This is a genomic window from Brucella sp. LJL56, assembly GCF_054871705.1.
This window is the reverse complement of the sequence record NZ_JBTXLQ010000001.1, coordinates 131,381-143,414: the sequence shown is the minus strand read 5'-3', so window position 1 is coordinate 143,414 and position 12,034 is coordinate 131,381. Positions and strand designations below refer to the sequence as shown.

The following is a 12,034-nucleotide window of genomic DNA, read 5'->3' as shown; positions in this document are numbered from 1 at the left end:
TGCAACACTTGATGATTGCGCGCGCAAAGAAACCCCGGCAATGCCGGGGTTTCTTTATTAAATCAGTACAATAATTCTTATACTTAAAGTGCCTCGAGAACGCGGGCAGCCATCATCATCTCGATTTTACGGTTCTTGCGTCGCTCTACGGCTTCCGCATCTGATCCCCATTGCTCGATGGTCCAATCCTCGTCGATATGCGCCAGATTCCAGCCTTGTTCTGCGGTCACTTCGCCCTTGGCGATGGCAAACGCAATAATCGCCGATCCCGTCAGCGTCGTCATTGTATGCAGTGATGCCAGCGCGATTGGATCCTTGAAGGCAGCCAGATGCACGCCGAGTGCTGCTATCGCTTCGCGCGGCTGTTCGATGTGCATCACACCTTCGGCGAGTGAAAACCTGGCGCCGAGGCCCTCCATCCAGTCGATCAGCGGATCCCATTGCTCAGTCTGTCGAGAAACAAGCTCCTGCGGACTATCGGCGCGATAGCAAAGCATGTCCGTCCCCGCAAAACGCAGAATATCCTCAAATACCGCCTGCGGATCCTGCGCAATTCCGTCAATCGCCGTATTGACGAGGCGGGTAGCGGGCATCTTTCCCGGATCGATTACCTTTTCCTGAGCGGCAAATTCAGCCGCTACGATTTGGGCAGCCGCCTCGGTCGGCAGCAGCAGAAGATTGCGCGCAGGTGTCTTGACCGGACGACCATCCAGATGGACGGCAAAGCCGCCTTCAACATCGGCCACTTCCGCTTTTTCGTAGAAGCGTTTAGGCATCTGCGCAGGCATCAGCTTTTGTGCCCGTACGATCGGATTTTCGTCCGAAAGCTGCTTTCCCGATTCAAGATCGTTCAAAATATCACGCATAGATTTGTCCAGTTCTTTGTCGCTGGCTTGGCCGGAAGGTTCAGTGACTAAAGAACCTGTTCGTCCATACCATGCAGCAGTGCATGAAGTTCGGATGGCGCTTCCAAAATGTGATGGGCGCCCGCTTCGATCAGTCCTTGCCTGTTATGATAACCCCACGACACGCCCGCGGCCATAGCGCCTGCCGAGCGGGCCATCTGCATATCATAAACAGCATCACCGATAACAATCGTTCGGTAGGGTTCTATGCCCATTTCCGCGCAAGATTCAAGCACCATGGCCGGATGCGGTTTCGACGGACAATCGTCGGCAGTACGCGTCACCACGAAATGATGCCCTATGCCATGGCGCTCGAATACAGAACGAACGCCACGCTGGGACTTTCCGGTCACGATACCGAGCAGAAGGTCGTCCCTCGCTCCAAGTTCCGTCAAGAGCGGCAGAATTCCATCGTAGAGCGGCTCTGCGAAATCAGGAGCTTGTCGCAGCATGACGAAGTTGTCCTTATAGCGCTGAGTCAGCCAATGCACCTGATCATCCGGTTCGCGCTTCAGAAGCTTCGCGATAGCCAGATGTAGTGACAAGCCGATGATCGAATGCGTTTCCTCGATTGCTGGAGGTTCCAGACCGGCATCAGCAAAACTCGTTGCCATGCATCTGTGAATGAAGTCACCGCTGTCTACCAGCGTTCCGTCGCAATCGAAAAGTACCAGTTTCATCGGGCGTTGGAGACCTTTGCCGGTTTGTTGATGATCATCAGTCCGCAACCGACCAACGCGAGAGCTGCGAATATTTTCCAGCTCAGAGGCTCGTTCAGAATGAGACCGCTCAATAACACGCCAAATGCTGGTGTGAGGAATGCAAAATTCGAAAGCTTCGATGCAGGGTATCGGCGCACCATCCAGAACCAGAGCGGATAGGTGAAGGCCACCACGAATATTGCCTGAAAGAGGAAGGCTGATATGGATAGTATATCAGGGCTGCGAAGCAGCGGGCCGCTCAACGAGATGAATGGCAGCGGCACCAGCGCTGCAACTACCAATTGATAAAGAAGTGTCTTTTCCGGCGCGGTATAAGCAAGCCGCGTTCTCTTGATGACCAGCGTGGTAAGCCCCCACAGCACACCAGACACCAGAGCCAGCAGATCGCCATAGATTGCAAGTGGTCCCGGTCGGCTGACATGGTCGGAGAAGACGAGAAACACCCCCAGAAAGGCAATACACATGCCTAGGAAAGCCCGGACTGACATCCGCTCACCGAGAAGAAAATGGCTTCCGATAGCAACCCAGAACGGCATGACATTCATCATGAGGGTGACACGCCCCACGCTTGTCAGCTCCATCGCGAGAAAAATCAGAACGAACTCAGTACCGAACAGCAAGCCGGCGACTATCCCGGCCGCGAGCGTACCATCACGATTGAAAAGCGGAATACGGCGCCAGTAACACCAGAGAAAAACGCACACACCACCGAGTGCTGCGCGCCCTGCCGCCATCAGCATGGGATTGAATCCTCGATTGCCGATCTTGATGGCAACCTGATTTAGTCCCCAACTGAACATGATGAACATGACCAGCATGATGGCCAGCCCATCGAACGAAACTCGTCCTTGGGACGATCCCCCCGCTTCGCCTGACATTTTTAATCTTCCGCACTTTCCTCGTCGAAGCCGAGCAGGTTCCATGACTGCACCATGTGTGGCGGCAATGGTGCTGTCACATCGATAACGCCGCCTGACGGGTTTGGAATACGAATGCGTCGCGCATGAAGATGCAAGCGTTTTTGTATCCCGCCCGGAAATTCCCAATTCTGGTCGGCTTCAAAATATTTGGGATCACCGATGATTGGATGACCGATATAGGCTGCATGCACGCGCAACTGGTGGGTTCTACCGGTATAAGGTTCCATTTCGAGCCAGGTCAGGTTGTTTCCCGCCTTGTCGATGATGCGATAATACGAGATCGCATGATCGGAATCCGGTTCGCCATGCTGGCAAACGCGCATCTTGTCACCGTCCGGTGTCTGATCCCGGACGAGCCACGTGGAAATCTTGTCCTCACGTTTGCGCGGAACGCCCTTTACCAGTGCCCAATAGGTCTTCTTGGTGTCGCGTTCTCGGAAAGCGGCGGTCAGTGCCTGCGCTGCACCACGTGTGCGCGCCACAACCAGTACACCAGATGTGTCGCGGTCAATGCGATGGACAAGACGCGGCTTTTCGCCCTTCTTGTTGCGCCAGGCTTCCAGCATTCCATCAACGTGCCGTGTCAAACCCGATCCGCCCTGGACGGCGAGACCGGCCGGTTTGTTGAAAACAAACACTTTCGGATCTTCATAGAGAAGCATCTGCGAAAGCACGTCACCGTCTTGCTGGCTGCGGATTGTCCGCGCCGTGATCGGCCCAGCGGCTTTTTCATCGACACCCAGAGGCGGGATACGAACAGTCTGCCCGGCCTGAATACGCGTATCGGCCTTAGCCCTGGAACCGTCGATACGAACTTGCCCCGACCGCAAGAGTTTCTGCAGGTGACCAAAACCGAGCCCCGGATAATGGACTTTGAACCAGCGATCGAGCCGCATGCCCGCTTCGCTTGTATCCACAATCTTCTGTTCTACGCCTGCCATTGAGAAACCCGATCAACTCTTCCTAATACCGCACGTACACACGCGCTGGTCACTTAATCCTGTCAATAGACGCGAGTTCCGATGATTACTAGGCAGAATTCCTGAAAACTGCAATTTGGCTGCATTAGCTGCAACTAGCTCAGCTTTCTCTATAGAATTCGATTCCGACCACCGAATCTTCACACTCGGTTACACCCGTTTTTAATTTATGGTCGATCTTGACACCCAATCGCCACTTCTTGCCGCCATCAGATATTGATAGAACAACGGGGCTATACCATTTAGTCCCGTGAAATAGAACGAGCGGGAGTGCGAAAGTGTCATTGCTCAAAATTTACTGGCGAGCCATGGAATACCTTGCGGTCGAGAAGACCGCGACGATAACCATGTGTGTCGCGAGTGTCCTGGTTGCCCTGGTCACACTTGCCGAACCTATTCTGTTCGGCCGGGTCATTCAGGCCATCTCCGACAAGGGCGATATCTTCTCGCCGCTTGCGATGTGGGCTGCCCTTGGTGGCTTCAACATTGTTGCTGCGGTTTTTGTTGCACGCGGAGCCGACCGCCTGGCACATCGCCGTCGTCTGGGCGTGATGATCGATTCTTATGAACGCCTCATCACAATGCCACTTTCCTGGCACCAGAAGCGCGGTACGTCCAACGCACTCCATACGCTGATCCGTGCAACAGACTCGCTGTTCACGCTCTGGCTCGAATTCATGCGCCAGCATTTGACGACGATCGTTGCCTTGGTGACGCTCATTCCGGTTGCGATGAATATGGATATGCGCATGTCGCTGGTGCTGATCGTGCTCGGCGTCATCTATGTGATGATCGGTCAACTGGTGATGCGCAAGACCAAAGACGGCCAGGTGGCTGTCGAGAAGCATCACCACAAGCTGTTCGAACACGTGAGCGATACGATTAGCAACGTTTCGGTCGTACAGAGCTATAACCGTATTGCGTCGGAAACCCAGTCTTTGCGCGATTACGCCAAAAATCTTGAGAAGGCACAGTTTCCAGTCCTCAACTGGTGGGCGCTCGCCAGCGGCTTAAACCGCATGGCCTCAACTTTCTCGATGGTGGTGGTTCTTGTTTTGGGTGCCTACTTCGTCACCAAGGGCCAGATGCGCGTGGGCGATGTGATTGCCTTTATCGGCTTTGCCCAGTTGATGATCGGCCGTCTCGACCAGATCAGCGCGTTCATCAACCAGACGGTTACAGCACGCGCCAAGCTTGAAGAATTCTTCCAGATGGAAGACGCTACGGCTGATCGTCAGGAACCGCAGGACGTCTCGGATCTCACCGACGTCAAGGGCGACATCGTTTTCGACAATGTCACCTTTGAGTTTCCGAATTCCGGCCAAGGCGTCTATGACGTGTCCTTCGAAATCAAGCCAGGGCAGACGGTGGCTATTGTCGGTCCAACAGGCGCAGGCAAAACCACTCTCATCAATTTGTTGCAGCGCGTTTTCGATCCAGCAGCAGGCCGTATCACAATCGACGGAACAGATACGCGTACCGTCAGCCGTCGTTCGTTGCGCCATGCGATTGCAACCGTCTTTCAGGATGCCGGCCTGTTCAATCGCTCGGTCGAAGAGAATATTCGTGTCGGCCGTGAAAGCGCCACGCATGAGGAAGTACACGCAGCAGCACGTGCTGCTGCAGCCCACGACTTCATTCTGGCCAAGAGCGATGGCTACGATACGGTTGTCGGTGAACGCGGGTCACAACTTTCCGGCGGCGAACGCCAACGCCTCGCGATCGCTCGCGCAATCCTGAAGGACTCGCCTATCCTCGTTCTCGATGAAGCGACCAGTGCGCTCGACGTCGAAACCGAAGAGAAGGTGAAGCAGGCGGTTGACGATCTCAGTCACAACCGTACGACCTTCATTATCGCTCACCGTCTTTCGACGGTTCGCTCAGCCGATCTGGTCCTTTTCATGGATAAGGGACATCTGGTTGAAAGCGGTAGCTTCGATGAACTTGCCGCCCGTGGCGGACGCTTTACCGATCTGCTCCGCGCCGGTGGTCTTAAGCTCGAAGACAAGCAGCCGAAGTCCGCTGAAGGCAGTAACGTCATGCCCTTCCCGTCCAAGGGCGCGATTGGCTAAAGCACAGAACTTCAAGTGAAAAGCCCGCGATGATCTCATCGCGGGCTATTTTCATCGCTAGCTCGAAACTTTAAGCCGTATCTCGAAGCGGAGCCCATCATATCCCGCCTCGACATTGTCCGGTGTCTCGCGCATGACGGTTTCATAATCGAGCGGGACATGCATATGCGTGAGAATGGCGCGTTTGGGCGCCAGCTTCTCAATCCATTCAAGCGCTTCGCCAAGCGAAAAATGGCTTGGATGTGGGCGGTATTGCAGCGCATCTATGATGAGCACCTCGGCGTCATCCAAATGCTTGAGGCTTTGTTCAGGAAAAGCACTCACGTCCGTGCAATAAACGACAGAACCTATACGAAAGCCCAGCGATTCAATATCGCCATGGACCTGGCTGAACGGCTCGAAACGGATTGCACCTCCCGCTCCAGATATGGAAAACGGCGTCTCAGGAGCAATGTCGTGCATGCTGAGGATTGGTGGATAGTTCGACCCAACAGGTGTTTCGAAACAATAGCCAAACGCGTCGAAGAGCCGGTTACGCGTCAGCCGATTGGCATAGACATCCATGAGCCGACGGTTTTCAACCACATATGTGCGAAGATCATCGATACCGTGAATATGGTCTGCATGCGGATGGGTATAGACAGCCGCATCAAGGCTGTGCGCTCCAGCATCGATCATCTGGGCGCGGAAATCCGGCCCCGTATCGATCACAACCGTCGTGCTGTTACCGGCATTGTCAAATCGCTCAACCAGAAGCGATGCGCGACGGCGCCTGTTTTTCGGGTTCTGCGGATCGCAACTGCCCCAGTCGCCGTTGATGCGTGGCACGCCGGGAGACGATCCGCAGCCCAGAAGCGTAAAACGCAGGCAGTTACGCGGCGCTGACACAATCAGTTTCCTTTTGCGGCCAAATCTTCTGGCATCGGCATCTTGGAGAACAGGCGGAAGACATTTTCGCTGGTAATTTGCGCAATTTCTTCCCTACTCACGCCAATCGTCTCGGCAAGTACGGCGGCGGTATGCTGTACAAAAGAAGGCTCGTTGCGTTTGCCACGATAAGGAACCGGCGCCAGATAAGGAGCATCCGTCTCGACGAGCAAACGGTCGCGCGGAACAATGGAAGCAACTTCGCGGATTTCGGCTGAGTTTTTGAAAGTCAGAATTCCCGAGAAGGAGACATAACCGCCGAGCGCGATGCCCTTTTCAGCCAGAGCGCGACCGGAAGAGAAGCAGTGCAGGATGAACGGAAAAGCGCCCTTCCCCGTCTCACGCTCCAGAATCTCGGCCATATCCTCATCTGCGCTACGGGCATGAATGACTAGCGGCAATTGAGTACGACGTGCCGCCTCGATGTGCACGAGAAAACCCTGCCTCTGTGCTGCCGGTGGCGCATAATCATAGTGATAGTCGAGCCCCGCCTCGCCGATAGCCACCACTTTCGGGTGTTCGGCCAGACGCACGAGATCATCGGCGGTCACGTCCAGTTCTTCATGCGCATTATTCGGATGGGTTCCGACCGAACAATAAACGGAATCATAGGTTTCAGCGAGTGCACGGATCGTGTCGAACTTCTTGACCCGTGTGGAAATGGTCACCATGCGCCTGACGCCTGCATCCAGAGCGCGCTGAACGATGTCATCGCGCTCCGGCTCAAAGTCGGCAAAGTCGAGGTGACAATGACTATCGACAAGCATCATCGAACTCAGTTCTGCTCTTCTGTTTCCACATAGCGCGGAAATACCGGCTGCGGAGCGGGCAGATCGGTCCCGCCGACAAGCTGGCTTGCCGTAACGTCGGAGAACTGACGCTTGTTGGCAGGAATAGCCAGTATGTCGAGAAGCTTTTCCGCCGACTGCGGAATAAACGGCTGCACCATGATGCCAACGCGCCGGATCACCTCGGCCGTCACATAAAGGACAGTGCCCATGCGTGCTGGATCAGTCTTGCGCAAAGCCCAAGGCTCCTGTCCCGCAAAATAACGGTTGGCTTCGGCAACAACAGCGAAAATCGCCCCAAGCGCAAGGTGCAGCGCCTGATCGTCCATTGCCTTGCGTGCGGTATCGAGCGCCGCATCGGCCTGATCGAGAATGGCTTTATCCGCGTCCGAGAATTCGCCCGGAACCGGAACCTTGCCTTCACAGTTCTTGGCGATCATCGACAGCGAGCGCTGGGCAAGATTGCCGAGATCGTTCGCCAGGTCAGCGTTGGTGCGGTTGACGATAGCGTCGTGGCTATAGCTGCCGTCCTGACCGAACGGCACTTCACGCATCAGGAAATAGCGCAACTGATCGAGCCCATAACGCTCAACCAGGCCAAACGGATCAATCACATTGCCGAGGGACTTCGACATTTTCTCGCCGCGGTTAAACAGGAAGCCGTGTGCAAAAACCCGCTTCGGCAGCGGAATACCAGCCGACATCAGGAATGCGGGCCAGTAGACAGCGTGAAAGCGCGAGATATCCTTGCCGATGATATGCGCATCGGCTGGCCAATAACCCCACTTTTCGTCCGTAGTATCGGGATAGCCGAGAGCGGTAATGTAATTGGTCAGGGCGTCGACCCATACATACATGACATGCTTCTCGTCGCCCGGCACCGGAATGCCCCAGTCGAAGGTCGTGCGCGAAATCGACAGATCCTTCAGGCCCGACTTGACGAAGCTCACGATCTCGTTGCGGCGCTCCGCAGGCATGATGAAGCCCGGATTATTCTCGTAAAGATCGAGCAGCTTGTCCTGATAGGCTGAGAGACGGAAGAAATAGCTTTCCTCCTCGACCCATTCGACAGGCGTACCCTGTGGGCCGTAACGAACGCCATCTTCGCGGACTTCCGTTTCCTCTTCACCATAGTAGGCTTCGTCACGCACGGAGTACCAACCGGCATATCCACCCTTGTAGATATCGCCATTGTCGGCCATCGCTTTCCAGATGGCCTGGCTGGCCTTGTAATGGCGCTCTTCCGAGGTGCGAATATAATCGTCATTCGAACTGTTCAGTACATCCGCCATTTGCCTGAACGCAGCCGTATTGCGATCTGCAAGCTCGCGCGGCGTGATGCCTTCCTTGCGCGCGCTCTGCAGCATCTTGATACCGTGTTCGTCCGTACCGGTCAGAAAGAAAACATCCTTGCCGTTCAGGCGCTGAAAACGCGCCATTGCATCGGTCGCGATCAGTTCATACGCGTGGCCGATGTGCGGCTTTCCGTTCGGATAAGCAATCGCGGTGGTGATGTAATATTTTTCGCGGCTCATTATGGACCCGGTCTTTCGAAGTTTGAAAGCGCGCCTGAATGATTAGCAGACACACGAGGAGAAAATTATCAGCGGTGACATAACGCATGTCGGCGGCCATGTCACGCAAGCGGAGGCTGACCGGAACGAAAAGCGCGATGCGTTTTTTCCAAAAGAATTACCACAGCTTGCCGGCGGTCGAGATTGTAGGTTTCGGCATCCGCGGTTTCGCGTGACAGATCGCTCCAGAATCGCGACCAGCGGTCTGCATCACGCAGTTGCCCTGCCTCCGCACGATGGCGAGCTTCGATCGCAACCCGCCCCAGCAGATGGTCACGGAACAATTCATACTGAACTTCCGACTCGCGACCATTCAATATGCCGGCGAGCGCCTGTGCTTTCGGCAAATCGAAATTTTGTCCTTCAAGAAGGGAATCGACCGTATCAGCGATTTCGATACCGCCATTCGCCACCAGCAGAAGTGCCTTGCGCGCGCTGCCTTCCGATCTCTGAAGCAGCGTTTTCGTTACGGCATCAGCCCCCATTCCGACACCGGGGCCGACATGTGCGAGGGCATCTGTCAGCGCACTATCATCAAGTGGCTTGAAGCCGATGCTCTGGCAGCGCGACCGAATTGTCGGAAGCAAGCGCCCCGCCGAATGAGAAATCAGGATAAAGAGAGCCCGTGCAGGAGGTTCTTCCAGCGTTTTCAAGAGCGCATTGGCGGCATTGCGGTTCATATCATCGGCAGGGTCGACAATTACGATGCGCCAGGCGTGGTCCGATGCCGTTCTGGTCAGAAAATGCGTGACCCGGCGGATTTCTTCCACTGGGATACCCGTTTTGAATTTTCCCGTTTTCTGATCGAATGGGCGATTGATATGCAGGACAGCGGGATGCATGCCGCCTGCAATCTGCCGCCAGAGCGGTTTCGCAAAATCCGGCGCAGCAATATGCTCCGGTGCCTCGCCATTATTGCCATGGGCCAGCATATGGCCTGCCAGGTGAAAAGCGAGCGTTGCCTTGCCGATCCCCTGCGCACCTTCAAAGAGAAGCGCATGATGCATACGCCCCTCGCGATAGGCTTGCGCCAGAAAATCACTGATCTCCCGGTGTCCCGCGATATAATCGCTTGCCGACGGTTCTGGCACACCCTCAATGGAATCGTGGGCTTTAGGGACGTCGAGTTCCTCGATCACAAAAGCCCCCTTTTCGTCAGAACATGATCAACTTCTTTTGCGATATCGCCCGCAATCGCGTCTTGCGGGCGGTCAGCGTCGATGACCTTGCATCGCTCAGGTTCCGCTTCGGCGATCGCGAGGAAGGCCTGCCGTCGCGCCTCATGGACAGCAATATCTTCTTTCTCGAACCGGTCCGCAGTTTCGCTGCCACGCCGTTTTCCAGCACGCGACAGACCTTTCTCCGCGGGAATGTCGAGAATGATCGTCATGTCAGGCATGGCGCCGTCTATGGCAATGCGTTCCACCGCCGCCATATAGGTGCTGTCGAGATTGCCGGTAACGCCCTGATAGGCACGGCTTGAGTCGATGAAACGGTCACAAAGCACCACTCGCCCCTCGTTCAGGGCGGGACGGATAAGCTGGTCTACATGGTCTGCCCTTGCAGCGGCGAACAGCAGGGCTTCCATCGCTGGGCCGTAGTTCTCTGCATTGCCGCTCAGTATGACATGGCGAATTGCTTCCGCACCAGGAGAGCCGCCCGGTTCTCGCGTGATGACCGGATCGAAGCCGCATGCCCGCAGGTGCTTGGCCAGCAACGCGATTTGTGTTGACTTGCCCGCTCCTTCGCCGCCTTCGAATGTGATGAACAATCCCGACAAACCAACTTCCAACTGTTTGAATCGATGCCCGAACGGACTTCTGTGAAATTTATTATCGGCCTTTGGCTATCAGGTCGAGCCTGGAATACACCCAACGCAGGCTAAAGATACTTCCGCAGCCAGCCGGTGGAAAGCTCCATCGCCGCACCCAAGGCGCGCTTCGAGAGACTTCCTTCATCGATAGATTGCGCCGTGAAAACAGGGATATCACGAAGAATGCTACCATTAAGCTCCAACTGAAGAACACCGACCTGCTGGTTGTCGGCGACAGGAGCATCGAGTGGCCCCTTATAGACAATCCGGGCTTTCAGCTTGTCACGACCATCTTTCGGCAGCAATAGCTCGACGCGATCCTTGACCTTCAATGGTACATGCGTGAAAGCACCGCCGAAAACTTGCGCCTCGCCAACAATCTCGCCCGTCGGATAAAGCTGAACATCGTCAAAGGCCGTCATCCCCCATTGCAGGAGACGCTTTGCTTCTTCTTCACGCTCCTTGATGCTGGCAAGACCGCTCATCGCCAAATAAAGCCTGCGACCGTTCTGTTCCGCCGACCCAACCAGCGCAAAACCTGATGCTTCCGTAAAACCCGTTCCCATGCCGTCAGCTCCGACATCAAGCCGCAACAAGGGGTTGCGGTTGCGTTGCATGATGTTGTTCCAGGTGAAGGCAGGTTGAGCATAATATTTATAATACTCGGGATGGGCTGTCCGGATATGTCGCGCCAATCTGACCAGATCCTGCAACGAGACCGCCTGCCCTTCGGCGGGCAAACCCGTCGAGTTTACAAATTTGGAGCCGGTCAAACCAAGCTCCTGCGCACGATCATTCATGCGCTTTGCAAAAGCCTCTTCGCTACCCGCCAGCCCTTCTGCCAGTACGATGGCGCCGTCATTCGCCGACTGAACAATCATCCCCTGCAGCAGATCAGCGACCGTTGGCGCCGACTTGATGCGTGCGAACATCGTTGATGTTCCCGAGGGGGCGCCACCGGTTCTCCAGGCATTCTCGCTGACAATGTAAGGCGTTTCGAGTGTCGTCGCGCCTTTATCAAGGGCTTCGAAAACCACTTCGGCCGTCATCAGCTTGGCAAGAGATGCGGGCGGAATAGGAACATTGGCATTCTTGGAAAGAAGCACCGTTCCGCTTCGGTCATCGATAAGCAACACCTGCGGCGCCTTTGAAACGAATGCCGCCTCAACAGGTGCCGCCTGACTTAAAACCGGCACGAATGCAGCCAGCGAAACGCCCACAGAGGCCGCGCGCGCAAATACCAATGTTTTTGAAATCAGCCCCATGCAAATCCCGTTACGTGAGCAATGAGATAGAGCTTACGCAACGAATCCGACCAAAATCAATATGCCAG

General features: G+C 55.3%; 11 protein-coding genes. 1 reads left to right on the top strand and 10 read right to left on the bottom strand.

Annotation, left to right across the window (positions count from 1 at the left end):
• Window positions 1-83 precede the first annotated feature (83 nt).
• Genes ACYSN1_RS00745 through ACYSN1_RS00730 form a run of 4 tightly spaced genes read right to left on the bottom strand, consistent with a single transcriptional unit; the run spans window position 84 to window position 3,488 of the window.
• Window positions 84-866: an ATP12 family chaperone protein gene (locus tag ACYSN1_RS00745; protein WP_461723999.1), complete on the bottom strand. Its 783-nt coding sequence runs from the start codon at window positions 864-866 to the stop codon at window positions 84-86.
• A 47-nt stretch (window positions 867-913) separates the two neighbouring features.
• Entirely contained in the window at window positions 914-1,585 is a 672-nt protein-coding gene (locus ACYSN1_RS00740) for an HAD-IA family hydrolase (RefSeq protein WP_461723998.1), read from the bottom strand.
• Entirely contained in the window at window positions 1,582-2,505 is a 924-nt protein-coding gene (locus ACYSN1_RS00735) for a DMT family transporter (RefSeq protein ID WP_461723997.1), read from the bottom strand. The genes ACYSN1_RS00740 and ACYSN1_RS00735 overlap by 4 nt, the downstream gene beginning before the upstream one ends.
• 2 nt (window positions 2,506-2,507) lie before the next feature.
• A complete protein-coding gene (locus ACYSN1_RS00730) occupies window positions 2,508-3,488 on the bottom strand; it encodes an RluA family pseudouridine synthase (RefSeq protein ID WP_461723996.1) in 981 nt (326 codons plus the stop codon).
• Window positions 3,489-3,805: 317 nt separating this feature from the next.
• Between ACYSN1_RS00730 and ACYSN1_RS00725 the strand changes: the two genes are divergently transcribed.
• Complete coding sequence (locus ACYSN1_RS00725; protein WP_461723995.1) at window positions 3,806-5,599, top strand: glucan ABC transporter ATP-binding protein/ permease; 1,794 nt, start codon at window positions 3,806-3,808, stop codon at window positions 5,597-5,599.
• A gap of 57 nt (window positions 5,600-5,656) precedes the next feature.
• Here ACYSN1_RS00725 and ACYSN1_RS00720 read toward each other — a convergent pair whose 3' ends face one another.
• The 6 genes from ACYSN1_RS00720 to ACYSN1_RS00695 form a co-directional block, all read right to left on the bottom strand.
• Entirely contained in the window at window positions 5,657-6,487 is an 831-nt protein-coding gene (locus tag ACYSN1_RS00720) for an MBL fold metallo-hydrolase (protein WP_461723994.1), read from the bottom strand.
• Window positions 6,488-6,489: 2 nt separating this feature from the next.
• Complete coding sequence (locus ACYSN1_RS00715; protein ID WP_461725236.1) at window positions 6,490-7,293, bottom strand: TatD family hydrolase; 804 nt, start codon at window positions 7,291-7,293, stop codon at window positions 6,490-6,492.
• An 8-nt stretch (window positions 7,294-7,301) separates the two neighbouring features.
• A complete protein-coding gene (metG, locus tag ACYSN1_RS00710) occupies window positions 7,302-8,849 on the bottom strand; it encodes a methionine--tRNA ligase (protein ID WP_461723993.1) in 1,548 nt (515 codons plus the stop codon).
• 101 nt (window positions 8,850-8,950) lie between these two features.
• Window positions 8,951-10,027, bottom strand: a complete 1,077-nt coding sequence (locus ACYSN1_RS00705) for a DNA polymerase III subunit delta' (RefSeq protein WP_461723992.1) — start codon at window positions 10,025-10,027, stop codon at window positions 8,951-8,953.
• Complete coding sequence (gene tmk, locus ACYSN1_RS00700; protein WP_109987804.1) at window positions 10,024-10,668, bottom strand: dTMP kinase; 645 nt, start codon at window positions 10,666-10,668, stop codon at window positions 10,024-10,026. Before tmk ends, ACYSN1_RS00705 begins: the two co-directional genes overlap by 4 nt.
• Before the next feature lie 101 nt (window positions 10,669-10,769).
• The gene (locus tag ACYSN1_RS00695; RefSeq protein ID WP_461723991.1) at window positions 10,770-11,966 is read right to left on the bottom strand and encodes a D-alanyl-D-alanine carboxypeptidase family protein; all 1,197 of its coding nucleotides are present in this window, start codon (window positions 11,964-11,966) and stop codon (window positions 10,770-10,772) included.
• Window positions 11,967-12,034: the final 68 nt, after the last annotated feature.